The 24,538-nt window shown below is 65.7% G+C and carries 21 protein-coding genes; 10 read left to right on the top strand and 11 right to left on the bottom strand.

Annotation, left to right across the window (positions count from 1 at the left end):
- The first annotated feature begins 146 nt into the window (after positions 1–146).
- Complete coding sequence (locus JAO75_RS10315) at positions 147–1,145, top strand: LLM class flavin-dependent oxidoreductase (protein ID WP_199048884.1); 999 nt, start codon at positions 147–149, stop codon at positions 1,143–1,145.
- A 134-nt stretch (positions 1,146–1,279) separates the two neighbouring features.
- Here JAO75_RS10315 and JAO75_RS10310 read toward each other — a convergent pair whose 3' ends face one another.
- The 3 genes from JAO75_RS10310 to JAO75_RS10300 all read right to left on the bottom strand — a co-directional run bounded on the left by JAO75_RS10310 (position 1,280) and on the right by JAO75_RS10300 (position 4,833).
- Positions 1,280–2,122 carry an ABC transporter permease subunit gene (locus JAO75_RS10310; protein ID WP_199048882.1) on the bottom strand — a complete coding sequence of 281 codons (843 nt, stop codon included), beginning with the start codon at positions 2,120–2,122 and terminating at the stop codon, positions 1,280–1,282.
- Positions 2,119–3,066: an ABC transporter permease gene (locus JAO75_RS10305; RefSeq protein ID WP_199048880.1), complete on the bottom strand. Its 948-nt coding sequence runs from the start codon at positions 3,064–3,066 to the stop codon at positions 2,119–2,121. The genes JAO75_RS10310 and JAO75_RS10305 overlap by 4 nt, the downstream gene beginning before the upstream one ends.
- Before the next feature lie 285 nt (positions 3,067–3,351).
- Positions 3,352–4,833: an ABC transporter substrate-binding protein gene (locus JAO75_RS10300; RefSeq protein WP_199048879.1), complete on the bottom strand. Its 1,482-nt coding sequence runs from the start codon at positions 4,831–4,833 to the stop codon at positions 3,352–3,354.
- 194 nt (positions 4,834–5,027) lie between these two features.
- On the opposite strand from JAO75_RS10300, the gene JAO75_RS10295 reads away from it, so the two are divergent.
- Positions 5,028–5,315, top strand: coding sequence for a DUF2218 domain-containing protein (locus JAO75_RS10295; RefSeq protein WP_199048877.1), 288 nt, complete (start codon positions 5,028–5,030; stop codon positions 5,313–5,315).
- A 41-nt stretch (positions 5,316–5,356) separates the two neighbouring features.
- Here JAO75_RS10295 and JAO75_RS10290 read toward each other — a convergent pair whose 3' ends face one another.
- The 3 genes from JAO75_RS10290 to JAO75_RS10280 are packed head-to-tail and all read right to left on the bottom strand — an operon-like array spanning position 5,357 to position 9,236.
- Positions 5,357–6,106: a glucose 1-dehydrogenase gene (locus JAO75_RS10290; RefSeq protein WP_199048875.1), complete on the bottom strand. Its 750-nt coding sequence runs from the start codon at positions 6,104–6,106 to the stop codon at positions 5,357–5,359.
- Between the two features lie 30 nt (positions 6,107–6,136).
- Positions 6,137–7,609, bottom strand: a complete 1,473-nt coding sequence (locus JAO75_RS10285) for an aldehyde dehydrogenase family protein (RefSeq protein ID WP_199048873.1) — start codon at positions 7,607–7,609, stop codon at positions 6,137–6,139.
- A gap of 13 nt (positions 7,610–7,622) precedes the next feature.
- Complete coding sequence (locus tag JAO75_RS10280; RefSeq protein ID WP_199049101.1) at positions 7,623–9,236, bottom strand: ABC transporter ATP-binding protein; 1,614 nt, start codon at positions 9,234–9,236, stop codon at positions 7,623–7,625.
- Between the two features lie 301 nt (positions 9,237–9,537).
- On the opposite strand from JAO75_RS10280, the gene JAO75_RS10275 reads away from it, so the two are divergent.
- Positions 9,538–10,965 (top strand): aldehyde dehydrogenase family protein, encoded by a 1,428-nt coding sequence (locus JAO75_RS10275; RefSeq protein ID WP_199048871.1) that lies wholly within the window; start codon positions 9,538–9,540, stop codon positions 10,963–10,965.
- Here JAO75_RS10275 and JAO75_RS10270 read toward each other — a convergent pair.
- Entirely contained in the window at positions 10,949–13,012 is a 2,064-nt protein-coding gene (locus tag JAO75_RS10270; RefSeq protein ID WP_199048869.1) for a sensor histidine kinase, read from the bottom strand. The genes JAO75_RS10275 and JAO75_RS10270 overlap by 17 nt on opposite strands.
- Before the next feature lie 112 nt (positions 13,013–13,124).
- On the opposite strand from JAO75_RS10270, the gene JAO75_RS10265 reads away from it, so the two are divergent.
- Positions 13,125–14,933 carry an ABC-F family ATP-binding cassette domain-containing protein gene (locus JAO75_RS10265; RefSeq protein ID WP_199048867.1) on the top strand — a complete coding sequence of 603 codons (1,809 nt, stop codon included), beginning with the start codon at positions 13,125–13,127 and terminating at the stop codon, positions 14,931–14,933.
- 339 nt (positions 14,934–15,272) lie between these two features.
- The gene (locus JAO75_RS25180) at positions 15,273–17,387 is read left to right on the top strand and encodes a M10 family metallopeptidase C-terminal domain-containing protein (RefSeq protein WP_343234589.1); all 2,115 of its coding nucleotides are present in this window, start codon (positions 15,273–15,275) and stop codon (positions 17,385–17,387) included.
- Positions 17,388–17,557: 170 nt separating this feature from the next.
- Here JAO75_RS25180 and JAO75_RS10255 read toward each other — a convergent pair whose 3' ends face one another.
- Both JAO75_RS10255 and JAO75_RS10250 read right to left on the bottom strand, forming a co-directional pair.
- Complete coding sequence (locus JAO75_RS10255) at positions 17,558–17,773, bottom strand: dodecin (protein WP_199048862.1); 216 nt, start codon at positions 17,771–17,773, stop codon at positions 17,558–17,560.
- Positions 17,774–17,837: 64 nt separating this feature from the next.
- Complete coding sequence (locus JAO75_RS10250; protein WP_199048860.1) at positions 17,838–18,590, bottom strand: tellurite resistance TerB family protein; 753 nt, start codon at positions 18,588–18,590, stop codon at positions 17,838–17,840.
- Between the two features lie 185 nt (positions 18,591–18,775).
- Here JAO75_RS10250 and JAO75_RS10245 point away from each other — a divergent pair, with 185 nt between their 5' ends.
- On the top strand, positions 18,776–19,306 hold the full coding sequence (locus tag JAO75_RS10245) for a DUF4142 domain-containing protein (RefSeq protein ID WP_199048858.1): 531 nt from the start codon (positions 18,776–18,778) through the stop codon (positions 19,304–19,306).
- A 60-nt stretch (positions 19,307–19,366) separates the two neighbouring features.
- Here the strand turns inward: JAO75_RS10245 and JAO75_RS10240 are convergent, their stop codons facing one another.
- Together JAO75_RS10240 and JAO75_RS10235 are read right to left on the bottom strand one after the other, a co-directional pair.
- The gene (locus JAO75_RS10240) at positions 19,367–19,720 is read right to left on the bottom strand and encodes a VOC family protein (protein ID WP_199048856.1); all 354 of its coding nucleotides are present in this window, start codon (positions 19,718–19,720) and stop codon (positions 19,367–19,369) included.
- Positions 19,720–20,739, bottom strand: a complete 1,020-nt coding sequence (locus JAO75_RS10235; RefSeq protein ID WP_199048854.1) for a fumarylacetoacetate hydrolase family protein — start codon at positions 20,737–20,739, stop codon at positions 19,720–19,722. Before JAO75_RS10235 ends, JAO75_RS10240 begins: the two co-directional genes overlap by 1 nt.
- Before the next feature lie 73 nt (positions 20,740–20,812).
- On the opposite strand from JAO75_RS10235, the gene JAO75_RS10230 reads away from it, so the two are divergent.
- The 4 genes from JAO75_RS10230 to hppD all read left to right on the top strand — a co-directional run bounded on the left by JAO75_RS10230 (position 20,813) and on the right by hppD (position 24,448).
- Positions 20,813–21,901, top strand: coding sequence for a TRAP transporter substrate-binding protein (locus JAO75_RS10230; protein WP_199049099.1), 1,089 nt, complete (start codon positions 20,813–20,815; stop codon positions 21,899–21,901).
- 219 nt (positions 21,902–22,120) lie between these two features.
- Positions 22,121–22,624, top strand: a complete 504-nt coding sequence (locus JAO75_RS10225) for a MarR family winged helix-turn-helix transcriptional regulator (protein WP_199048852.1) — start codon at positions 22,121–22,123, stop codon at positions 22,622–22,624.
- Positions 22,621–23,247 (top strand): maleylacetoacetate isomerase, encoded by a 627-nt coding sequence (maiA, locus tag JAO75_RS10220; protein WP_199048850.1) that lies wholly within the window; start codon positions 22,621–22,623, stop codon positions 23,245–23,247. The genes JAO75_RS10225 and maiA overlap by 4 nt, the downstream gene beginning before the upstream one ends.
- A gap of 85 nt (positions 23,248–23,332) precedes the next feature.
- Entirely contained in the window at positions 23,333–24,448 is a 1,116-nt protein-coding gene (hppD, locus tag JAO75_RS10215; RefSeq protein ID WP_199048848.1) for a 4-hydroxyphenylpyruvate dioxygenase, read from the top strand.
- Positions 24,449–24,538: the final 90 nt, after the last annotated feature.

Below are 24,538 nucleotides of genomic sequence, written 5' to 3'. Positions count from 1 at the left end.
CGAATTCAGGGGGCGGCACAAGCTGAACCGGCAGAGCCTGCGCCCGGCGCATGGCTCAGTTGTCGCCACCGGGCGAGCGATGGCTTGCAGACCGCGCGTGCAGACCTGATCTGTCAGGTTACCGCCCAGACAGCCGGAAGACGCCGATGCCTCCCTTTTCCATCCTCGATCTCGCGCATGTTCCCGAGGGTTTCACACCCTCCGACGCTCTGCGCAATTCCCTCGATCTGGCGCAGCATGCGGAGAACTGGGGCTACACCCGGTTCTGGCTCGCCGAGCACCACAACATGGTGGGCATCGCCAGCGCGGCGACGAGCGTGGCCATCGGCCATGTGGCCGGCGGCACGAAGACGATCCGCGTCGGCGCGGGCGGCATCATGCTGCCGAACCATTCGCCGCTGGTGATCGCCGAGCAGTTCGGCACCCTCGATGCGCTCTATCCGGGCCGCATCGATCTCGGGGTCGGCCGGGCACCCGGCACGGACCAGCGGACCCTGCGGGCGCTGCGCCGTGATCCCGCCGCCGCCGACACCTTCCCGCAGGACGTGCTGGAACTGCAGGCGCTGCTCGGACCCGTGCAGCCGGACCAGGCGATCCAGGCCGTGCCGGGGGCGGGCTCCAACGTGCCGATCTGGATCCTGGGCTCGAGCCTGTTCGGCGCGCAGTTGGCTGCCATGCTGGGCCTGCCCTATGCCTTCGCGTCGCATTTCGCTCCTGGCGCCCTGGTGCAGGCGTTGCAGGTCTATCGCGAGCGCTTCCAGCCTTCAGCCCAGCTCGACCGGCCCCATGCCATGGTGGGCGTGAACGTGATCGCCGCCGACACGGACGAGGAGGCGAAACGTCTCTTCACCTCCGCGCAGCAGGCCTTCACCAACATGTTCCGCGGAGCGCGCGGCAAGCTCCAGCCGCCCATCGACGACATCGAGAGCTACTGGGCGCCGCACGAGAAGGCGCAGGCCACGAGCATGCTCTCCTGCTCCTTCGTCGGCTCCGCCAATACCGTGCGGGAGGGGCTGGAACGCTTCATCGCCGAGACCGGCGCGGACGAGCTCATCGTCGCTTCGGCGATCTACGATCACGGCAAGCGGTTGCGTTCGTATGAGATCCTTGCGGATGTGCACCAGGGTATGAGCAAGGCGGCTTAGAGGGTTCGATAAACCGCCCCGTCATGGCCGGGCTTGTCCCGGCCATCCCGATCCGAAGAGCGCAGCGCCTCATGCAATCGGGATCACCGGCACAAGGCCGGTGATGACGTGTGTGCGTAGAAGACATCATGCTTCTAAGCCGTAGCACCCCGACCCTTCAGCGTCGGATCGAGCGCATCGCGCAAGCCGTCGCCGAGGAGGTTCAACCCCAGCACCGACAGCGCGATGGCGATGCCGGGCGCGATGGCGAGATGCGGGGCCTGCGAGAGATAGGTCTGCGCATCGCTGAGCATCCGGCCCCAGCTCGGATTGGGCGGGCGTACGCCGAGGCCAAGATAGCTCAGGCCAGCCTCCGTGAGGATCGCGAGCGCGAGCTGGATCGTGACCTGCACGATCAGGGCACCGGCGATGTTGGGCATCACGTCTTCCCAGGTGATGCGCAGCGGATGCTTGCCGATGGCGCGCGCCGCCGCGATGTAGTCCAGGGTCCAGACCTGGAGCGCAACGCCGCGGGTGACGCGGGCGAAAACGGGCACGTTGAACACCGCAATCGCCAGGATGGCCGCGAGCGGCCCCGAGCCCACGAGCGCGCCGATCATGATGGCGGAGAGCACCGCCGGGAAGGCGAACACCACGTCGGAGACGCGCATGGCGATCTCGTCGGCGATGCCCTTCCACGCCGCCGCCGCGCAGCCGATGGCGGTGCCGATGGCAGCCCCCAGCAAAACTGCCGGCCATGCAATGGCGAGCGAGTTCCAGGCGCCGACCATGAGCAGTGAGGCGACGTCGCGGCCGAAATGATCCGTGCCGAGAAGCCCGACCTCTCCAGGTCCCTTGAGGCGCATGACCACGCGCACGCGGGTGGGCACCTCCGGCGTCCAGACGAGGGATACGAGAGCGGTGACGATGAGCAGCGCGGTGAGAATGCCGCCGACGACCAGGGCGGAGTTCAGCGGAATGCGGGAGCGCTTCGTCACGACCGGCCCCTCAGGCGCGGATCGAGGATGGCGTAGCCGATATCGACGAGGAAGTTCACAACGATCACGAGCCCGGAAAAGATCAGCACGATGTCCTTGATCACCACGAGGTCGCGCTGGTTGAGTGCCTGATAGGCGAGGCGCCCGAGGCCGGGCAGGTTGAACACGTTCTCCACCAGGATTGCGCCGCCGAAGAAGAACGAGAGCTGCAACCCGAGGATCGTCGTGACGGGAATGAGCGCGTTCGGCACCACGTGACGGCGCAGGGTCGATCCCTTGTCGACGCCCTTGGCGCGGGCCGTGCGCACGAAATCGGCGCCGATCACCTCGAGGGTTGCCGAGCGCGTGACGCGGGTGAGCACGGCGGCCTGGGGCAGGGCGAGCGCCACCGCCGGCAGGAGGAGCGCCTGGAGGGCAGGGCCGATGCCGGCGCTCCAGCCGGGAAAGCCGCCGGCCGGAAACCAGCCGAGCCAGGTGGAGAAGAACAGGATGAACAAGAGGCCGATCCAGAAATTCGGCACCGCAACGCCGAGCTGGCTGAAGACCAGCACGGCGCGGTCCACCGGCCCGTCACGCCGGGCAGCCGCCGCGACGCCGAGCGGAAGCGCGAGCGCGGTCGAGATCAGGATCGCGAGCAGGCTCAAGGGCAGCGTCACGTTCATGCGCTCGGCCACCAGCGTCGAGACCGGCATCTTGTAGGTGATCGACGTGCCGAGATCGCCCTGGAGAATTCCACCGACCCAGTACAGGTAGCGCAGGAGCGCCGGCTGATCGAGCCCGAGCTCCTGGCGCAGCGCAGCCAGCGTATCCTCCCGCGCGGAGGTGCCGAGCATGATGGCCGCCGGATCCCCCGGAAGAACCTCCAGGATCAGGAAGATCGCCAGCGACACGAACAGCAGCGTCACGACGAGCGAGACGAGGCGGGAGAGGACGAGACGCAGCATGTGTTTAGGCCAAGCCTTTTCCCTCCCCCTTGCGGGGAGGGGTTGTGTCATCCCCGGCGAGCCGCAGGCGAGGGAAGGGGATCCATAGCGCAGCGTGTGTGAGTGGACTCCCTTCCGCTCCGCTGCGCTCCGGCCGGGAATGACATCCTTCACCGTCATGGCCGGGCTTGTCCCGGCCATCTCGATCAGAAGAGCGTCTTGCTTTTCGGGTCGGGATCACCGGCACAAGGCCGGTGATGACGTGGGGGGTTGCCGCAGGAGACGGCGTGAGACGATGCGGATGCCTCACTCCGTCCACGACACTTCCGTCACGTCGTTCACCGGGATCGGGGAGTTCTCCCATAGGCCCTGCAGCTTCGCGTTCCACACGCCGAGCTTCGGCAGCTGGAACAGGAAGAGGGCCGGCACGTCCTCGGCGAGGATCTTCTGCGCTTCCGCATATTTGGCGAAGCGCGCCTTCTCGTCCGTGGTCTTGGCGGCATCCGCAATCAGCTGCTTGAACTTATCATTCTTGTAATTGAAGTAGTAGTTGTCGCGGGCGAAGATATCGATGTCCAGCGGCTCCGTGTGGGACACGATGGTGACATCGTAATCCTTGTTCTTGAAGACCTCCTCGATCCACTTGGCCGGGAACTCGGTCGGGATGATCTTCAGCTCCACGCCCACCTCGGAGAGCATGGCCGCGATCAGCTCGGCCGAGCGGCTGGCATAGGCCATCTGCGGCGCCTTGATGGTGATGGAGAGACCGTCGCCGTAACCAGCTTCCTTCAGCAGCGCCTTCGCCTTGGCGGGGTCGTAGGGAACGGCACCGGTCATATCCACATAAGCGGGATGGTTCGGCGAGAAGAAGCTGCCGATGGGGGTGCCGAAGCCGGAATAGGCGCCCTCGATCAGCGTCTTGCGGTCGATGGCATGCATCAGCGCGCGGCGCACGCGCACGTCGTCGAAGGGCTTCTTGGTGTTGTTCATGCCGGCGACTGTCTCGCCCTCGGTGTTGCCGGCCACCGCCTTGAAGCGGTTATCCTTCTGGAACTCGGCGAAGAGCTCGGGCGCGCCGAGGTTGGGGAAGGCATCCACGTCGCCGGCGCGCAGGGCCGCGACCTGCGCCTGCGCGTCGCTGATGAAGCGGAAGGTGACGTTCTCCAGCTTCACCTTGTCCTTCTGCCAGTAATCGGGGTTCTTGGTCAGCTCGACCCTGTCGCCGCGCGTCCAGGTCTTGAACTTGAACGGCCCGGTGCCGACCGGATTCGACGCGTTGGTCGCGGCCGTCTCCGGCGCGACGATCACCGCATCGCCCCAGCCGAGATAGGTGAGGAAGTTGCCCGACGGGTTCTTGAGCTTGATCACCACCGTCTGCGGATCGGGCGTCTCGATGGACTCGATGGGCGCGAAGATCTGCTTCTGGGCATTGGTCGATTTCGGGTCGCGGGCGCGGTCGAAGGCAAACTTCACATCGGCCGAATCGAAGGTCGTGCCGTCGTGGAACTTCACGCCTTCCTGGAGGCGGAAGGTGTAGGTCAGCCCGTCGGGCGAGACCTCCCAGCTCTTGGCGAGCAGCGGCTGCACCTTGCCGGTCCGGTCGATGCGCACGAGGCCCTCGTAGAGGTTGGCCAGGGTGACCTCGCGGATGGCCACGGGGGCTGCCACCGTCGGATCGAGGCCCGGGGGCTCGATGGGCATGCCCACCACCAGGGAGGTCTTGGCGGCAAAGGCCGGGATGACGCTGACGGAGAGGAGAAGGGCGGCGGTCAGAAGGCGCTTCGTCATCGGGCGTGAACTCCATCCGGTAGGGCTGCGACAGGTCGCGGTCGCTTCAGCTTACGCAGGATGGCGCCGGATGGAAGAGCATCATGACCGATTGTTCACTTAACTTCGGCCTCGGCGGGGCTTAAGCAGCCTCGTCGGCAAAGCCGCGAGGCCGGCACGTCCAGACGGCTCCGGCGGCAGGGAAAGGGTTTAAAATGGCTGTTGAAACGGCACGGGTGCCCACCGCGAACGGCGCCAGATATCTCCAGCAGCTCTGCAAGCACTGGAGCCACAAGCTCGACGTTCAGCTCTCCGGGAACGAAGGCGTCGTGCGCTTCCCGAACGCCGTCGCCACCATGACGGCCGAATCCGACGCCCTGACGGTCGCGGTCGAGGCGCCCGACGACGAGACCCTGCAGCGGATGAAGGGCGTTGTCGCCTCGCATCTCGACCGCTTCGCCTTCAAGGAGGCGCCGCTGCCGTTCGCGTGGTCGAAGGCGTGATGCGCTTGTGCCCTCCCGTAAGGGGAGGGCAACAGGTTGCGCTAGATGCACCGTCCCCCATCGACCTCCAGCACCACGCCGGTGATCATGCTCGCTTCGTCCGAGGCGAGGTAGAGCGCCGCATTGGCGATGTCCTGCGGGGTGGAGAAGCGGCCGAGCGGGATGGAATTCACGAACTGCTCGCGCTTCTGGGGCGTGTCCTCGCCCATGAAGGTGGCGAGCAGCGGCGTCTCGCCGGCCACGGGGGCCAGCGCGCAGACGCGGATCCGGCTGGGCGCGAGCTCCACGGCCATGGACTTGGTCATGGTGTGCACGGCGCCCTTGGTGCTGTTGTACCAGGTGAGGCCGGGGCGCGGGCGCAGGCCCGCCGTCGAGCCCACATTGATGAACACGCCGCTGTTCTGCTTCTGCATCAGCGGCACGGCCGCCTTGGCGAAGAGATAGATCGACTTCACGTTCACCGCGAAGACGCGGTCGAACTCGTCCTCCTCGACCTCCAGCATTGGTCGGTTGCGGTGGCTGATGCCCGCGTTGTTGACCACGATGTCGAGCCTGCCGAAGGCCGCGACCGTCTTCTCCACGGCGGCGTTCACGTCGGCGGCTTTCGCCACGTCGGCAGCCAGACCGATGGCATTGGCGCCGATTCCCTCGGCGGCGCTCTTGGCGGCCGCCTCGTTGATGTCGAGGATGGCGACCTTGGCGCCTTCGCGCGCGAAGGTCTGCGCAATGCCCAGACCGAAACCGGATCCGGCACCCGTGACGAGCGCCACCTTGCCTTCAAGGCGATTCATGCTTCTTCCCCTGATGTGAGACGTATTGAATTATCCGTGCGCGATGACGAGCGTTCGGGTCGTGGTGAACTCGATCAGGCCCTCGAAGCCCTTCTCGCGGCCGTGGCCCGAGCGGCCGAAGCCGCCGAAGGGCAGCTCGATGCCGCCGCCGGCGCCGTAGCAGTTCACGAAGACCTGGCCCGCGCGCATGGCGCGGCCGACCCGGGTGGAGCGCATCCCGTCCCGGCTCCAGACGCCCGCCACAAGGCCGTATTGCGTGCCATTCGCGAGACGGATCGCCTCCGCCTCGTCCTCGAAGGGCGTTGCCACCAGAACCGGGCCGAAGACCTCTTCCTGGGACAGGAGGCTCCCGTGCGGAACAGGGGCAAGGAAGGTCGGCGCCACGTAATAGCCGCCGGGAGGCGCATCGAGCGCCACCACGCCTTCGCCCACGATGGACAGGCCTTCGTTGCGGCCGCGCTCCAGGTAGCCGAGGACGCGGCGCTGCTGCGCCTGGTTGATCATGGGGCCGAGATCGGGCTCGTGCTCCGGGTGCCCGGCGCGAAGGGCACGGAAACGCTCGGCCACCGCGTCGACCACATCCTGGAAGATGCCGCGCTGGATCAGCAGGCGGCTGCCGGCCGAGCAGGTCTGGCCGCCGTTCTGGATGATCGCATTGACGAGGGTGGGCAGGGCTCGCTCGAGATCGGCATCGTCGAACACCACCTGGGCCGACTTGCCGCCGAGTTCGAGCGTCACGCCCACATGGTTCTGCGCCGCCGCAACCTGGACGGCCGTGCCCGTCTCGGGGCTGCCGGTGAAGGACAGGAAGTCGATGCCCGGATGACCCGCGAGCGCCGCGCCGGCCGTGCGGCCGAGGCCCGTCACCACATTGAGCGATCCATCGGGGAAGCCGACCTCGCGGGCGAGCGCGCAGACGCGCAGGATCGTGAGCGACGCGTCCTCCGCGGGCTTGACCACGGTGGCGTTGCCGGCGGCCAGCGCCGCACCCACCGAGCGCCCGAAGATCTGCATCGGGTAGTTCCAGGGCACGATATGCCCCGTCACCCCGTGCGGCACCCGCTCGACGCCGATGAAATGCGTATTGAGATAGGGGATCACGTCGCCGTGCAGCTTGTCGGCGGCGCTGCCGTAGAATTCGAAATAGCGGGCAAGCGCAATGGCATCGGCGCGCGACTGGCGCAGGGGCTTGCCGTTATCGCGGCTTTCCAGAAGCGCGAGTTCGTCCGCATGCGCCTCGACCACCGTGGCGAGCTTCATAAGCAGGCGTCCGCGCTCGGTCGCCGTCAGCTTGCCCCAGGCGCCGTCGAGCGCATCACGGGCCGCCTTCACGGCCTCGTCGATGTCCTGCGCCGTGCCGGAGGCAATGCGGGCGAAGAGCGAGCCGTCGACGGGCGAGAACACATCGAGCGTCATGCCGTCGGAGGCGGGGCGGTCGCGCCCGCCGATGAAATTCTGGAACACCATGTTGGGCGCAACCGTCGCGCTGACCTGATCGTTCACGGATGTCATCTCCCTAGATCATTGTGTGCATGCCCGGCACGGCGGCCAGGAGCTGGCGGGTATAGGCATCCCGCGGATCGGCAAAGAGTTGCGCGGTTTCGGCCATTTCCACAATCCGCCCTTTTTGCATGACAGCCACGCGGTCGCAGATCTGGGCGGCAACCCTCAGGTCGTGGGTGATGAACAGGATGGCAAGGCCGAACTCTGCTTGCAGGCCCTTCAGCAGCTTCAGAATCTCGGCCTGGACCGACACGTCGAGGGCCGACACGGCCTCGTCAGCCACCAGCACGTCGGGCCGCATGGCGAGAGCGCGGGCGATGCCGATGCGCTGGCGCTGGCCGCCGGAGAACTCGTGCGGATAGCGCTCGATGGCCTGGGCCGGGAGCCCGACCTTCTCCAGCAGGATGCGCGCATCATCGAGAGCCTTGGCCTGAGCCGTACCTTGCGTGATCGGCCCCTCGGCGATGATGCGCCCGACGGTGCGGCGCGGGTTGAGGGAGGCGAAGGGGTCCTGAAACACCATCTGGATCTTGCGCCGGTGAGGCCGCAGGTCGCGTTGGGAGAGCGCGCCGAAGTCCAGGTCCCCGATGGCGATGGCGCCCCCGTCGGGCTCGATCAGCCGCAGCACGCAGCGCCCCACCGTCGACTTGCCGGAGCCGGATTCGCCCACGAGCCCGAGCGTCTCCCCGCGCCGGATGTCGAAGCTCACCGCATCGGCCGCCTGAACCTCGCGGCTTTTGCGGAAGAAGCCGCGGCCGCCATAGGTTTTCGTGAGGGCACTGACCTTGAGCGCGATGGGCTCGCCGGCCAGCTGCTTGGGGGCGGGCGGCGTCAAAGAGGGCACCGCCGCGAGGAGCCGCTTGGTGTAGGGGTGCTGCGGACGGGTCAGCACCTGTTCGGCCGGGCCTTCTTCGACAAGCTCGCCCTGCTGCAGCACAGCGACCCGGTCGGCGATCTCAGCCACCACGCCGAAATCGTGGGTGATGAACAGAACCGCCGTTCCGTGCTTGCGGCGCAGGTTGTCGATGAGCTTGAGCACCTGGGCCTGCGTGGTCACGTCGAGCGCGGTCGTCGGCTCATCGGCGATGAGCAGCTTCGGCTCGAGCGCGAGCGCCATGGCGATCATGACCCGCTGGCGCTGGCCGCCGGAAAGCTCGTGCGGATAGGCTTTGGCGATCAGCTCGGGGTGGGGTAGGTGCACCTCCGTCAGCAGGTCGAGCACGCGCCTGGCGCGTTCGGCGGGCGTGAGCAGCCCATGGGCCCGGAAGGTCTCGGCGATCTGGTCGGCCACCCGCATGACCGGGTTGAGCGAGGTCATCGGTTCCTGGAACACCGTGCCGACCTCGCGTCCCCGCAGGTCGCACCAGCCCGGCTCGTCCAGGGTGAGGAGATTGCGGCCGCCGAGTTCGATCCTGCCCGACAGCACCTCCACGCCCTGGGGCAGCAGGCCGATGGTCGCCATGGCGGTCATCGACTTGCCCGAGCCGGACTCACCCACCACGCAGAGGGTCTCGCCCGGGTTGATGGAGAGCGACAGGCTCCTGATCGCATGCTGCCGGTCGGCCAGGGCGGGCAGGCCGATGGAGAGGTTCTCGATCGACAGCACGGGGGAGGGGCTGCTCACCAGGGTTCTCCTGCGGGAGGGGTCGGACCGCTATCCTTGCGATCCCAGGCGCTCCGTCAATCCACCTTATCGGCAGGCCTCCCACGTAAATCGTTCCCGCACGAGCAGATTGAGTGTCATTCCCGGCCGAAGCGCAGCGGAGGGGAAGGGAATCCACCCGCACGCTCAGCACCATGGATCCCCTTCCCTCGCTGCGCTCGCCGGGGATGACACCGGCGCATCGAAATCATGAAGGCCGATGCCGTGTTGAGAATGATGTTTCCTCCGCCATATCATGGCGTGGACCCAGAGGAGCCCTCGACCCGTGCACGACGCGATTCCCAATCCGGTGAGAGACAGGCTGCAAGCCTGTTTCAACGCGCAGCGGCGTGCCCTGATGGAGCAGGGCCCCCTGTCGCCCGAGCGGCGCGCCGAGGCTCTCGGGGCGCTGGCCGACGGGATCGTGCGCCATGCCGACGACTTCGCGGCGGCCATCGCGGCCGATTTCGGGCATCGCTCGCCGCACGAGACGAAGCTCGCCGATCTCTACCCGGTCGTCGCCGCCTTGCGCCATGCGCGCAAGAACTTCCGCCGATGGATGAAGCCGCGGCGGCGGCCGATCCAATGGATGTTCAAGCCGGGCTCCGGACGCGTCCTCTATCAGCCGCTCGGAGTCGTGGGCATCGTCAGTCCCTGGAACTATCCGGTCCAGCTCGCGCTCTCGCCGCTCGCGGGAGCGCTGGCGGCGGGCAACCGGATCATGGTCAAGCCGTCCGAGATCACGCCGCGCACCTCTGCGCTGCTGGAAACGGTGATCGCCGAGATCTTCGATCCCGCCGAGGTGGTCGTGGTGCAGGGCGGGACCGATGTGGCGCGGGCCTTCACGCACTTGAGATTCGACCACCTGCTCTTTACCGGCTCGACCGCTGTCGGTCGCCAGGTCATGCAGGCGGCCGCCGAGAACCTCGTGCCGCTGACGCTTGAGCTCGGCGGAAAATCCCCGGCCCTCGTTGCACCGGATCATCCTGTCGAGAAAGCCGCCGAACGGATTGCTGTCGGCAAGCTGTTCAATGCCGGCCAGACCTGCATTGCGCCCGATTACGCGCTCGTCCCGCGCGAGAAGACAGGTGCCTTCGTCGCCGCGTATCGGGATGCGGTCTCGACGCTGTACCCGACCCTTGCCTCGAACCCCGACTACACGGCGATCGTCAGCGAGCGGCACTACGAACGCCTGCGCGGCCTGATCGCCGATGCACGCGAGCGCGGCGCCCGCGTGCACGAGATCAACCCGGCCGATGAAGCCCTGGGCGAGACGCACCGCAAGCTCGCGCCCGTCGTGCTGACCGGCGTGCCCGATCACGCGCAGGCGATGCAGGAGGAGATCTTCGGCCCCGTGCTTCCCGTCGTGCCCTATGACGACATCGAGGAGGCCTGCCGCTTCATCGGCGCGCGTCCGCACCCTCTGGCGCTCTACCTGTTCAGCCATGACAAGGCGATCGCCGAGCACGTTCTGGCGCGGACGCAATCCGGCGGCGTCGCGATCAACGATACGCTGCTCCACTGCGTGCAGGAGGAGCTGCCCTTCGGCGGCGTGGGGCCGAGCGGAATGGGCGCCTATCACGGCGAGGCGGGCTTTCGCACCTTCAGCCATGCCCGGTCCGTGTTCCGCCAGGCGCGGTTCAACGGGGCCGGCATGACCAAGGCGCCCTATGGCGGCCGCATGAACCGCCTTTTGTCTATGCTGCTGCGCTAGTCGGCTGGGTCAGCGGAATGGAAATGTCGTAGGCGACTCCGCTTTCGGCGAAGTTCAGCACCATGTAGCCGCCGAGCTCGCCCTCGATGCTGCGGCGGATGAGGCGGGAGCCGAAGCCCTGGCGCTTGGGCGGCGCGACCGGCGGCCCGCCGCTCTCGGACCAGTGGATGCGCAGCTGCTTCGGCCGGTCGCCGCCCTCGACGACCGACCACGCCACTTCCAGATGGCCCGCACTGGTCGAGAGCGCGCCGTACTTGGCGGCGTTCGTCACCAGCTCGTGCAGCACGAGGCCGAGATTGATGGCATAGCGCGCCGGCAGCTTCACGTCCGGGCCGTCCAGCACGACCCGCTCGTCGCCGGCCTTGCGGTAGGGTGCCAGTTCCTGCTCCGCCACGTCGCGCAGTTCGGCCTCGCGCCAGGATTGCCGCGTCAGCAGGTTGTGCGTCTTCGACAGGGCCAGGAGCCGGCCCTCGAAGGCTTCCCTGAATTGCGCCGGCGTCTCCGTCGTGCGAAGCGTCTGGGACGCGATGGACTGCACCGTCGCCAGCGTGTTCTTCACCCGGTGGTTCAGCTCGTTCAGGAAGAAGCGCTGCTGCTCCTCCGCGTGCTTCTGCTCGGTGATGTCGTGCAGGATGCCGACGAAGTGAACGGGCCTCTTGCGGGTGTCGAGGAAGACGCGGCCCTTGGAGCCGATCCAGCGGATGTCCCCGTTGGACATGCGGATGCGGTACTCGTCCTCGTAGTCGCCGCGATTCTTGACGGCCGTCCGCCATTTCTCGACGACGCGATTCACGTCCTCGGGATGAAGGATGCCGATCCAATCGTTCGGGTCCATCGACGACATGGTCTCGGGAAGCCCGATCATGGCCGCCGCCTGAGGGGACCATCCGCCGACGTTCTTGCCGGGATCGTACCACCAGGTTCCCATGTGGCCGGCTTCGAGCGCGAGACGTGCGCGCTCCTCGCTCACCTGAAGGGCCTGCTGGCGCTCGGCCACGTCGTCCATGAGGTCGTTGAAGGCCTTGGCCAGGATGCTGAACTCGCCGGATTTGCGCGGCAGCGCGATCCGCGCCCCGTAATCGCCCCGCCGCCATGCCTGGATGCCGCCTATGATTGTCTCGAACGGCTTGGTGATGAAGGCGCGGCTGAGCAGGGCCGACAGTGACAGGGCCAGGATGAGCGCCGCCGCGATCAGCATGAAGCCGCGTTGAGCGGCCTGGTTGATACCTGCGAAGGCGGCTTTTGTCGACAACCCGACATTGGTGTAGATGTCCCGCGGCGGGAGCTGCAGCGGCACGTGGGCGAGAACGCGCCTGACCCCGTCGGGAAGGGTGCTTTGAGCGGTGACGACGTCCGCGGCCTTGGACTGAGCCCGAAATTCCGGCGGCAGCAGCTTGCCCAGGAACCGCTCGGGTTGCGGCTCCTGCACGAGGACGATGCCGTTCCGGTCGGCGACGGTGATCGAGCCGTTTGCCGGAACGGTGCGCTCCTTCAGCTTCTGGCTGAGCCACCGCAGATCGAGAGCCGCGGCCAGCACGCCCACCACGTCGCCCCTGTCGTTCCAGATCGGCAGGGCGAGCGGCAGCACCGGATGCGGCCCGAGCCCGCCTTCCTCGAAGGCCGGGGTATACTCGCCGACGACGAAACCCTTCTTGTCCAGGGCATTGTGGAAGTAGGCCCTGTCCGCATAGTAGTGCCGCGTGTCGACGGTGCCGGACGGCCGGCAGCGGATGTGTCCGCTGATGTCCATGGCCACGATGGACAGGATATAGGGCACCTTTTCCTGGACGGCCTTCAGATAGGGACTGCAGACGTCGGTGTCGAAGGTGCGGATGGATCGGGTCTCGTCGATGGCGAGCAGGAGACCCTGGACCCCATCGAGGATCCTGTCGATCTCCGCGCCCACCAGCTGCGCCTGCCGGATGGCGAGATCGTTCACCTCCGCTTCGCGAGCCCGGCGCAGCGAGACTTCCGTGTACGTCCAGATGACGATCGCCGGCAGAACCGAGATCAATGCCAGAAGGAGCAGACGCCTCGTCAGTGTCATTCACACGCTCAGCTTAACCTCAGCAGGGGAGCACAAAGATCAAAGACCGTCCACCCCGTAACATCCCGGAGCGGCCTTGCATCTGCGGCGAAGAGGTGTCAGGTGACCGGGAATGGCACTTCCTCCTCTTCTTTCCCTCCAGGACACGGCTCTCACCTTCGGCGGCACGCCGCTCATCGTGGGCGCGGACCTCTCCGTTTCCCCCGGCGAGCGCGCCTGCCTCGTGGGCCGCAACGGCTCGGGCAAGTCCACCCTGCTCAAGATCGCCGCAGGGCAGATCGAGGCCGACCGCGGCAAGCGGTTCGTGCAGCCGGGCGCCACCGTGCGCTATCTCGCCCAGGAGCCGGACCTCACCGCCTATCCCTCGACGCTCGCCTATGTGGAGGCGGGGCTCGGGCCGGGGGACGATCCGTACCGGGCGCGCTATCTGCTGGAGCAGCTCGGCCTGACTGGGGAGGAAAGACCCGCCGACCTCTCGGGCGGCGAGGCCCGCCGCGCGGCGCTCGCCCACGTGCTGGCGCCGGAGCCCGACATCCTTCTGCTCGACGAGCCGACGAACCACCTGGACCTGCCGGTCATCGAATGGCTCGAGGGCGAGCTGAAAAGCCTGCGCTCGGCGCTCGTTCTCATCAGCCACGACCGCCGCTTCCTGGAGAGCCTGTCCCAGGCCACGGTCTGGCTCGACCGGGGCAAGACCCGCCGCATGGACCGGGGCTTTGCTCATTTCGAGGAATGGCGCGACCAGGTGCTGGAGCAGGAGGAGGCCGAGCACCACAAGCTCGGGCGCAAGCTCGTGGCCGAGGCCGACTGGCTGCGCTACGGCGTGACCGCCCGGCGCAAGCGCAACGTGCGCCGCCTCGGCAACCTCCACGCCATGCGCCAGCAATACCGCGACCGCAACCGCGCCGTCGGCACGGTTACCATGAGCCTCGCCGAGGCCGAACAGTCCGGCACCCTCGTGGTCGAGGCGGAGGGCATCTCGAAATCCTATGACCGGCCCATCGTGTCGAACCTGTCCCTGCGGGTGCTGCGCGGCGACCGGCTCGGCATCATCGGGCCGAACGGCGCCGGCAAGACCACCCTCATCAACATGCTGACCGGCGTTCTCGCGCCGGACGAGGGACGGGTGCGCCTGGGCTCCAACCTGCAGATGGTCACCCTCGACCAGCGCCGCGCGAGCCTCGATCCCAACGCCACCGTGTCCGAGACGCTCACCGGCGGGCGCGGCGACACCGTCACCATCGGCGGCCAGACCAAGCACGTGATCGGCTACATGAAGGACTTCCTGTTCGCGCCCGAGCAGGCGCGCACCCCCGTGGGCGTGCTCTCCGGCGGCGAGCGCAACCGCCTCATGCTGGCCCGCGCCCTGGCGCAGCCCTCCAACCTCCTGGTGCTCGACGAGCCCACCAACGACCTCGACCTCGAGACCCTCGATCTGCTCGAGGAGATGATCCAGGATTACTCCGGCACGGTCATTCTGGTGAGCCACGACCGCGACTTCCTCGACCGCACGGTGAGCTCCGTTCTTGTGTCGGAAGGCGAGGGGCGCTGGCTCGAATATGCAGGCGGCTACACCGACATGGTGGCCCAGCGCGGGCGCGGCGTGCAGGCCCGCGTCGTCGAGAAGGAAGCGAAGGCGAAGAGCGCCGACAAGCCCGCCGCCGCGCCCCAAGTGCAGAACAAGCGCAAGCTCTCCTTCAACGAGCAGCACGACCTCAAGACGCTGCCGAAGCGCATGGGTGAGATCGAGGCGAAGATCGCCAAGGTGCAGGAGATCCTCGCCGATCCCGAGCTTTATGCACGCGACCCGGCCCGCTTCCAGAAGGCCATGGATGCGCTGACGCAGTTGCAGTCAGAACTGCACGCGGCCGAGGAGCGCTGGCTGGAGCTGGAGATGCTGCGCGAGGAGCTGGAGGGGTGAGCTGGTGAAGGCTTGCCCCTTGGCACAAAATCTTCTCCTGCACAGCATTGACGATTGCCTCATTCGTACCGTTGCCGCCGATTAGGCATAAGCATTCCGGCGGATTTGCTCTTCCTATTCTAACCATTCTGCCGCTAGCGAAACGCTGCCGTGCGAGATCTGGATTCGAGCTTGAGCCTCGCAGACTGGATCGTCCGCCTTCACGGTGGTTTGATCGGTCTGGCAAGCTGCGGAAGGACGATATTCTTCGCATGAGCCTGCGGCTTCAATTCGAACATGAGTTGGGGGAGTGCCAAGGAGAAAGCTATCTGCCCTCCCTGAACGGAGGGGGCAAGTGATATGAGTTCTGTGGCAGTTTGTCTGGCGAAACTTGTTGAAGGAACGTTGGGACAACTAATGGCTACAGTTATCGTGAATACTGTTCTTCCGACCCGGGAAGCGTCTGGAATTCAAATTGGACCTGGCGATCATTTGATTGTCGAAAGGGCAGGTTCAGTATCCACTTCCGGGGGTGATGGTGTTCTCGCGTTCAGTGGGAGGCTGACAGCAACAATTATGGGGACTATTTCAGCGCATGGCGCTGGCGTGAACTCCGGGACAGGTCACAATACAGTCTTCGTAGGTTCAACGGGCTCGATCGTTGGAGGGTCGTTCGGTGTCTTGCTGAGCGGTGGGTTAAGTCATCAGATCCTTCACAATGAAGGACAGATCGTTGGGCGAATTGGAACTGGCGTACTCCTGACGGGTGGATCGGGCAACCTGATCAATGCAGGTACTATCGCATCGTATTCAGACGTAGCTATCAGGATTTCCACTGATTTTGGCTCATCTCTGCTGAATTCCGGATTTATACAGGGAGGGTATAGCAACAAAGAATATCTCGCTCTTTTCGGAAGTGAGGATGTTGATCAAGTTACCAACACTGGATTGATCCAAGGAAACGTAAATCTTTATGGTGGAAATGACATCTTCGACAGCCGCTCAGGCACGATCATCAACGGAATCATCGATCTGGGTTCTGGGAACAATCGAGCGTTTGGAAGTGCAGGGAACGACCGGTTTAGAGGCAGTTCTGGGAATGATACTATCGACGGCGGCGATGGCAATGATCACTTGATCATCCTCAATGGCACGACGGATATCACGTTAAATCTTCAGCGAACCGATGTGCAGTCTACGGGTGCAGGCAGGAGCGTTTATCGAAGCATAGAAAATGTTCAGACAGGAGCCGGGAACGATAGTATTGTCGGCAGCAACGCTGATAATGTCTTTCTGGCCTTCGACGGCATCGACACTCTCGAAGGCGGATTGGGGGACGACGTGCTCGATGGCGGATTCGACATCGACACGGTCGCCTTCTCAGGTGCCGCGGGTGCAACCGTCGATCTGTCACTTGAGGGCGAGCCGCAGAACACCGGTTATGGCTGGGACACGCTGTATTCCATCGAGAACCTCATCGGCGGTTCGGGCAACGACCGCTTCACCGGCGACGGAGTGGCCAACCGGCTCCTCGGCGGCGTCGGCAACGACACGCTGCAGGGCGGGGGCGGCGACGACACGCTGAGCGGCGGCAGCGGCGTCAACACGGCCGTGTTCTCGGGCCAGCGGGCGCAGACCACGATCACCCGTAACGGCGACGGCAGCCTCACCGTCGCAGGATCTGACGGCACCGACCGGCTCTACAACATCCGCCTGCTGCAGTTCGATGACGGAATCGAGGTCATCAACACGGCTCCCGCAGGCCTTGGCCTGTCGGCGCAGAACGTGGTGGAGAACGCCCCGATCAACTCCGTGGTGGCCATCCTGTCGGCCACGGATGCGGACGGGGATGGGCTGCGCTACAGCCTCGACGCCGGCAGCCCCTTTGCCCTCGTGGGCAACAGCCTGGTGGTGGCCAATGCCCTCGACTTCGAGGCCGCCCGGCAGCACAGCGTGACGGTGCACGCACGGGACGACTACGGCGGCGTGACCAGCCAGACCTTCGCGATCACAGTGACGAACGCCGTGGAGGCCACGCCCTTCACCCTGCGCGGCGGATCGGGCGCCGATGTGCTCGCGGGCGAGGCCGGCGGCGACACGCTCTATGGCGGGCTGGGCAACGATGTGCTCACGGGAGGCGCAGGCAAGGACGTGTTCGTGTTCGACATGCGCCTGAACAAGCGCACGAACGTGGATCAGATCGCCGACTTCCGCACCCAGGACGACGGCATCTACCTGGACAACAAGGTCTTCACCAAGCTGGGATCCGGGACCTTCTCCAAGCCGAAGAAGTTCAAGTCGGACATGTTCGTGCAGAACACGAAGGCTCAGGATGCGGAGGACCGGATCGTGTATGACAAGAGATCCGGCAAGCTGTACTACGATCAGGACGGAACAGGATCGAAGGCGCAGATCCAGATCGCGACGCTGACCAACAAGGCCCTTCTCAAGTACTCCGACTTCTTCGTCATCTGAGCAAGCAGGAACTGCCTTGAGGGATGGGACGGGCGTGTTTGAAGCCGTGCCTACCCCTCTGTGTCATCCCCGGCGCACGAAGTGCGGGAAGGGGATCCATGGCTTTGCGCATGCGGGTGGATTCCCTTCCCCTCCGCTGCGCTCCGGCCGGGAATGACACAGAGAACGGCCTACTGGCCGTCCTCCAGCGTGAACCCGGCCTTCAGCACCACCTGGTAGTGGCGCACCTCGCCGTCCTCCACATGGCCGCGGGTCTGGATGACCTCGAACCAGCGCAGGTTTCTCAAGCTCGCATTGGCCCGCCGGATCGCGGTCTGGATGGCATCCTCGATGCTGGTCTCGGACGAGCCGACGAGCTCGACGATCTTGTAGACGTGGTCGTTCATGAAGGACTCCGTTGTGCTGGAGAGGCGAGGCTCCATGGCTGTCCCATGGAGCCTCCTGGCGGGGTCAGGCTCCCGTGCCGCCGGCAACCGTCTGGCGGACGGCGCCGATCTGCGCATCGAGATGGGTGACCAGAGCGGGCGGAAGGTCGAGAAGCGCCACGAGGCGGTCGAGATAGGCCTTCTCCTCCGGGGTGTCCGCGTCGCCGATGGCGACCCGCGAGGCCACGTAGAGCTCGGCGGCTTGCTCCTTGCTCTTGGGCAGGCGGGCGATGGCGGCGGCATCGGCGGGCTTGGCCATCATGTCGAGCAGGAAACCCTTCTCCTCGTTGCCGAGGCCGAGCTGCTGGATCTGCTCCTGGATGCGGGTGCTTTCCTCTCCGTCGAGATGCCCGTCGGACTTCGCCGCCGAGATCATGGCCTGCACGAGGGCGAGGCCCATCTCGTGGCCGTTCTTGTCCTTCTCCTCCTCGAGGCGGAACCCGCTGCCGGCCGGCGGCTGCGCGGGCACGCTTCCGGGCTGCCCGGCGCCGGGGGCCTGGTTGGCCTGCCAGTCCTGATAGGCTTTGAAGGCGACGCTCGCGAGCACCGCAAGGCCGCCGGCCTTCATCAGGGAGCCGCCGGCGGAGCGTCCGCCGCGGGAGCCGAGGATCAGGGACAGGAGGCTTCCTGCCGCAAGGCCGCCCATGCCGCCCGGGATCTGCGAGCCGAACCCGCCGGAGCCGCCGAGCATGCCGCCGAGGCCGCCCTGCTGCGGCCGGTGGCCCTTGTGGGAGCCCTGACTGCGCATCAGGCCGTCGATGATGCTGCCGAGATTCATGTGTATTCTCCCTGTGCTTGAGGATGTGCACCAGGAAAAGACAGGGCATTTCCAAGAGTTCCGCGGGCCGCGTTCACCTGTCGGTTAGGAATTCAGGCAGCCGGCCGGAACCTGCAGGGGTGTTCCATGGTTGGAGAGCCGTCAGCTCGACCGTTCGGACCGGGCGCAGGAAGGGAACTCCCGCAATGAATCTCAAGATCGCTCTTGTCGCCGGTGCGATGGCACTTGGCGTTGCCGGCTGCATGACGCCGATGGCGTCGGCTCCAGCCCCGATGGCCGTCACCACCGCATCGGTCTTCGTTCCGGCGGCGGTCTCGTCCAATCTCCTCGAGATCGAGTCGAGCCGGCTGGCCCTGCAGCGCGCGCGCAGTCCCGAGGTCCGCCGCTTCGCCCGTCAGATGATCCGCGATCACAACCTGGCGACCCGCCGGATGATGGCCGTTCTGCGCCGCTCCGGCCTGCCGATGCCGGCTCCCACCATGATCCCGCGCCATCAGGCGATGGTGGCCTCTCTCCAGACGGCCTCCGATTTCGACTCGGCCTATATGGGCGCCCAGGTCATGGCGCATCAGGAATCCGTCGCCCTGTTCTCGTCCTATGGCTCGAACGGCGACGTTCCTCCGCTGGCAGCCTTCGCCCGCCAGACCCTGCCGACCCTGCAGATGCATCTGCAGCACGCGCAGGGCATTGCCGGTGGCGGCGCCCGCGTCATGTAAACCGCCGATGCCTATCGAAAAGGCCGCCGGAGTTTCCGGCGGCCTTTTTCGTTGGGGCCGTCAGCCCTCCATGAACTCGATCCGGTTGCCGACCGGATCCTCGACGTAGAACCGCCGGAGATCCGGGATGGCATCGTCCCAAGCCGGCTCGTGACCGGCCTCGGACAGGAGCCGCGCCAGCGCATCGAGATCCGCGACGGCAATGGCCGGGTGTGCCTTGCGGGCCGGGCGGAAATTCTCTTCGACACCGAGATGGATGCGAACGGACCCGCTCTCCAGCCAGAGCCCGCCGCGTCCGGCAAGCGCCGCGGGCTTCGGCACCTCCCTCATGCCGAGCATGCCGGCATAGAAGGGCCGGCACAGCTCCTCCGCGCCGGCGGGAATGGCGAGCTGAACATGGTCCAGGCGCAGCATCACGCCTCCTTGCGGTAGGCCTGGACCTCCTGCTCGATGGCTCCGAAGATCGAGTGGCCCGCCTTGTCCTTCATCTCGATGCGAATCGTGTCGCCGAAGCGCATGAACGGCGTCCGGGCCTCGCCCTGCACGATCGTCTCCACCGTGCGCAGCTCCGCCAGGCAGGAATAGCCGAGGCCTCCTTGATCGATGGGCTTGCCCGGTCCGCCGCTCTCGTCCTTGTTCGAGACCGTGCCGGAGCCGATCACCGTGCCGGCGCCGAGCGGCCGGGTCTTGGCCGCGTGCGCGATCAGGGTCGGTAAATCGAAGGTCATGTCCACGCCCGCATTGGGCCGGCCGAAGGGCTTGCCGTTGAGGCTGGAGAGCAGGGGTAGGTGCAGCTTGCCGCCGTCCCAGGCCTCGCCCAGTTCGTCCGGCGTGACCGCCACCGGCGACAGGGCCGAGGAGGGCTTGGCCTGGAAGAAGCCGAAGCCCTTGGCGAGCTCCCCCGGGATCAGGTTGCGCAGGGACACGTCGTTGACGAGGACGACGAGCTTGATGGCGGCGGCAGCCTCCTCGCGGGTGGCCCCCATGGGAACGTCGCCGGTGATCACCGCGACCTCGGCCTCGAAGTCGATGCCGTGAGCCTCGTCGGCGGCCAGAATCGGGTCGCGCGGGCCGAGGAAGGAATCGGAGCCGCCCTGGTACATGAGCGGGTCGGTCCAGAACGAGGCCGGCATCTCGGCGCCCCTGGCTTTGCGCACCAGCTCCACGTGGTTCACGTAGGCCGAGCCGTCGGCCCATTGGTAGGCGCGGGGCAGGGGGGAGGCGCAGTCGTGCTCGTGAAAGCGGAAGGCCGGGACGGAGCCGTGCTCGAGCTGCTCGGCGAGGTCGCGCAGGCGGGGTTCGACTTTTTCCCAATCGTCCAGGGCTTGCTGGAGCGTGGGGACAATGAAAAATGCATCCGTCGCGTGGGTCAGGTCCTTCGAGACGACGACGAGGCGGCCATCACGGCCTTGATTCAGGGAAGAAAGCTTCATTGCCACCGACCGGGTTGTTATGGTCCACTCAGCTTGCAACGAATTGCTTTCCGGGGAAACGCCAATGACGACGATGAAGAGAAGAAACTTTCTGAAGGGTGCCGGCCTCGCCGCTGCGGCCGGCACGGTGGCGGCTCCCGCGATCGCCCAAAGCATGCCGGAAGTCCGCTGGCGCCTGACCTCGAGCTTCCCGAAATCCCTCGACACCATCTTCGGCACCGCCCAGACCTTCGCCAAGTACATGGCGGACGCCACCGACGGAAAATTCCAGATCCAGGTCTTCGCGCCGGGCGAGATCGTCGGCGGTCTCCAGGCCATGGACGCGGTGCAGAACGGCTCGGTGGAATGCGCTCACACGCCGACCTATTACTGGGTCGGCAAGGAACCGGCGCTCGGCATGGGCACGGGCCTGCCCTTCAGCCTCAATGCCCGCCAGCTCCACTCCTGGTGGCACTTTGCCGGCGGCAAGGAGATCATCAACGACGTCTTGGCCAAGTACAACTGCACCTCCCTGGTCTGCGGCAACTCCGGCGCCCAGATGGGCGGCTTCTTCCGCAAGGAGATCAACACGGTCGAGGACCTGAGCGGCCTCAAGTTCCGCATCGGAGGCCTCGGCGGCATGGTGCTGGCCAAGCTCGGCGTCGTGCCGCAGCAGATCGCGCCCGGCGATGTCTACCCGGCCCTGGAGCGCGGCACCCTCGATGCGGCCGAGTTCGTCGGCCCCTATGACGATGAGAAGCTCGGGTTCCTGAAAGTGGCCAAATACTACTACGCTCCCGGCTGGTGGGAGGGCGGCGCCATGCTGCACCTCGTCGTCAACCAGCAGAAGTGGAACGAGCTGCCAAAGCATTACCAGGCCATCATGTCCAATGCCTGCGAGGCTGCGAACAACTGGATGCTGGCCAAGTACGACGCGGTGAACGGTCAGGCCCTGCGCCGCATGGTCGGCGCCGGCGCGGAGCTGCGCACCTTCTCCCCGGCCATCATGGAGGCCTCGCTGAAAGCGGCCAACGAGCTCTATGCGGAGCTCTCCGCCAAGGATGCGAACTTCAAGAAGGTCTACGATTCGATGGTGGCCTATCGCAGCGAGGTCCTGCCCTGGTGGCAGCTCAACGAATACGCCTTCGACACCTTCATGATCCGCACCCGCGGCCGGGTGTAAGCCTTGGGGCTGAAGCAGGCTGCTGAAAGCCGTTAGCAAGCCGCTTCTGAATTGTGCGAGTGATCAAACAGCGCGTCCGGTTTTGCCGGACGCGCTGTTTTGCTTCTGGACCTGCTGTTGGGAAAAGCCCGACACGAATATTGACGTTGCGGCATATAAATCTAGTTGCTCATGCAACGGTTCTTGGTATTGGTTGCGGCAGCAACGAACGGAATGGTTATGGCGAGCGGATCTGCAGCGAGGAAGCCGGCCCCCGAACCCTTGGTGGTTCTGGAGGAGTTTCTGCCTTACCGGCTCAATGTGCTGGCCGGGCTGACGTCGAGCGCGCTCGCCCAGATCTATGCCGAGCGGTTCGGTCTCTCGATCCCGGCATGGCGCGTGATCGTGACCCTCGGCCAGTATGAATGCCGGACGGCCAGGGACATGGCGCCCGATGGCGTCATGCACAAATCGACCGTGTCGCGGGCGGTTTCGGCACTTGAGAAGCGCGGGCTCGTCAAGCGCCGCCCGAACCTGGATGATCGCCGCGAGGAATGGCTCGCCCTGACGCCGGAGGGACGGGCGATCTACGAAGCGGTGGCTCCGGAAGCCCTCGCGGTCGGCGAGCGCCTGCTGTCGGTGCTGACCGCTCAGGAGCAGAAGACGCTTTCCGCCTTGATCGACAAGCTCACCCGACAGGCGCGACTGCTGGCACCAGTTGAGGCAGAGGGGGACGAGGCGTGAAGCTCTACACGTATTTCCGTTCATCCGCCGCCTACCGCGTCAGGATCGCGCTCAACCTCAAGGGCGTCTCCTACGAATCCCTGCCCGTGAACCTTGTGAAGGGGGAGCAGCGCGAGGCGGGATACAAGGCGCTCAATCCCCAGATGCGCGTGCCTTCACTGGACATCGGCGGCACGCCCCTGACTCAGTCGCCCGCCATTCTCGAATATCTCGACGAGGCTTATCCGGATCCGCCGCTTCTGCCGATGGGCGCCCTCAACCGGGCCACGGTCCGGGCCATCGCCAGCCTGATCGCCTGCGATATCCACCCGCTCAACAATTCAGGAACGCTGGCCTACCTCAAGAACCGCCTCGGGCACGATCAGGCCGCGGCGGACGAGTGGTATGCCCATTGGGTGCGCGAGGGCTTCGAGGCCATCGAGTCGATGCTCGGCCCAGGACCTTACGCCTTCGGGTCCAAGGTCACGATGGCCGATGTCTATCTCGTGCCGCAGGTCTTCAATGCCCGGCGTTTCAACGTCCCGCTCGATGCCTATCCGAAGATCGTCGCGGTGGATGCGGCTTGTGCCGACCTCAAGGCTTTTCAGGATGCCGCCCCGGCCAACCAGCCCGACGCGGCCTGACGAAGAACTGCATCCGCCGACGAGCGAATGCGTTGGTTTCACACGCAAAGGCTTCCCTCACCGGAGGCATGACAGGAGAAAGACCATGGGACCGTTCCCGCACGATGCGCCCCCGGCCGCCATTTCCGAAGAGAACCCGATGGGGACGGACGGCTTCGAGTTCGTGGAGTACTGCCACCCCGATCCGCAAGCTCTGGACCGTCTCTTCAAGACCATGGGCTTCAGCGTCGTGGCCAAGCACCGTTCGAAGAACGTGCTGCTCTACCGGCAGGGCGACATCAACTTCATCGTGAATGCGCAGCCGGGCTCCTTCGCCGAGCAGTTTGCCGCCCAGCACGGCCCGTCCGCCCCGGCCATGGCCTTCCGCGTCGCCGACGCGAAGTATGCCTATGAACGGGCTCTGTCCATGGGCGCCAAGCCGGTGCAGACGCAGGTCGGACCCAACGAACTGGAGATCCCGGCCATCGAAGGCATCGGCGGGCTGCATATCTATTTCGTGGATCGCTACGGAGCCAAGGGCTCGATCTATGACGTCGATTTCGAGTGGCTCGACGAGAAGGATCCCAAGCCGAGAGGCGTCGGTCTCCACTACATCGACCACCTGACCCACAACGTCTATCGCGGACGGTTGAACGAATGGGCCGGCTTCTACGAGCGTCTCTTCAACTTCCGGCAGATCCGCTACTTCGACATCGAGGGCAAGCTGACGGGCCTTCACTCCCGCGCCATGACGAGCCCGGACGGAAAGATCCGTATTCCGATCAACGAGGATGCGGGCGAGACCGGGCAGATCGAGGAATATCTGCAGGAATATAAGGGCGAGGGCATCCAGCACGTGGCGCTCGGCTCTCACGACCTCTACGAATCCATTGAATCGCTGATCGATGCAGGCCTCGAGTTCATGCCGGCACCGAACGAGATCTATTATTCGCGCATCGACAAGCGGCTTCCCAAGCACGAGGAGCCTCTCGACCGTCTCAAGAAGAACGGCATCCTCATCGACGGGGAGGGCGTGGTCGAGGGCGGCTTCACGAAGGTGCTGCTTCAGCGCTTCGGCAAGACGGCCATCGGACCGATCTTCTTCGAGTACATCCAGCGCAAGGGCGATGACGGTTTCGGCGAAGGCAACTTCAAGGCCCTCTTCGAATCGATCGAGGAGGATCAGATTCGCCGGGGGGTGATCGGCCCGAAGGTCGCCTGAAGCCGCTGACCCGTCGATTCGACCCGAGGCCGGACCCGTTCCGGCCTCTTTTCTGTTGGGGCCGGGGTCGAGGGCTGGCCACTGCGGGTG

Origin of the sequence: Microvirga splendida, assembly GCF_016427565.1 — a bacterium.
Classification (GTDB): Bacteria; Pseudomonadota; Alphaproteobacteria; order Rhizobiales; family Beijerinckiaceae; genus Microvirga; species Microvirga splendida.
Note: the sequence above shows the minus strand (reverse complement) of the source record. Positions and strands in the feature narration are given on the sequence as shown.

Excerpts from the sequence above, each read along its gene's own strand:
- JAO75_RS10315 (WP_199048884.1), top strand. The coding sequence starts at position 147 with ATGCCTCCCTTTTCCATCCTCGATCTCGCGCATGTTCCCGAGGGTTTC.
- JAO75_RS10305 (WP_199048880.1), bottom strand. The coding sequence starts at position 3,066 with ATGCTGCGTCTCGTCCTCTCCCGCCTCGTCTCGCTCGTCGTGACGCTG.
- JAO75_RS10300 (WP_199048879.1), bottom strand. The coding sequence starts at position 4,833 with ATGACGAAGCGCCTTCTGACCGCCGCCCTTCTCCTCTCCGTCAGCGTC.
- JAO75_RS10295 (WP_199048877.1), top strand. The coding sequence starts at position 5,028 with ATGGCTGTTGAAACGGCACGGGTGCCCACCGCGAACGGCGCCAGATAT.
- JAO75_RS10290 (WP_199048875.1), bottom strand. The coding sequence starts at position 6,106 with ATGAATCGCCTTGAAGGCAAGGTGGCGCTCGTCACGGGTGCCGGATCC.
- JAO75_RS10270 (WP_199048869.1), bottom strand. The coding sequence starts at position 13,012 with ATGACACTGACGAGGCGTCTGCTCCTTCTGGCATTGATCTCGGTTCTG.
- JAO75_RS10265 (WP_199048867.1), top strand. The coding sequence starts at position 13,125 with ATGGCACTTCCTCCTCTTCTTTCCCTCCAGGACACGGCTCTCACCTTC.
- JAO75_RS25180 (WP_343234589.1), top strand. The coding sequence starts at position 15,273 with ATGAGTTCTGTGGCAGTTTGTCTGGCGAAACTTGTTGAAGGAACGTTG.
- JAO75_RS10255 (WP_199048862.1), bottom strand. The coding sequence starts at position 17,773 with ATGAACGACCACGTCTACAAGATCGTCGAGCTCGTCGGCTCGTCCGAG.
- JAO75_RS10250 (WP_199048860.1), bottom strand. The coding sequence starts at position 18,590 with ATGAATCTCGGCAGCATCATCGACGGCCTGATGCGCAGTCAGGGCTCC.
- JAO75_RS10245 (WP_199048858.1), top strand. The coding sequence starts at position 18,776 with ATGAATCTCAAGATCGCTCTTGTCGCCGGTGCGATGGCACTTGGCGTT.
- JAO75_RS10240 (WP_199048856.1), bottom strand. The coding sequence starts at position 19,720 with ATGCTGCGCCTGGACCATGTTCAGCTCGCCATTCCCGCCGGCGCGGAG.
- JAO75_RS10235 (WP_199048854.1), bottom strand. The coding sequence starts at position 20,739 with ATGAAGCTTTCTTCCCTGAATCAAGGCCGTGATGGCCGCCTCGTCGTC.
- JAO75_RS10230 (WP_199049099.1), top strand. The coding sequence starts at position 20,813 with ATGAAGAGAAGAAACTTTCTGAAGGGTGCCGGCCTCGCCGCTGCGGCC.
- JAO75_RS10225 (WP_199048852.1), top strand. The coding sequence starts at position 22,121 with ATGGCGAGCGGATCTGCAGCGAGGAAGCCGGCCCCCGAACCCTTGGTG.
- hppD (WP_199048848.1), top strand. The coding sequence starts at position 23,333 with ATGGGACCGTTCCCGCACGATGCGCCCCCGGCCGCCATTTCCGAAGAG.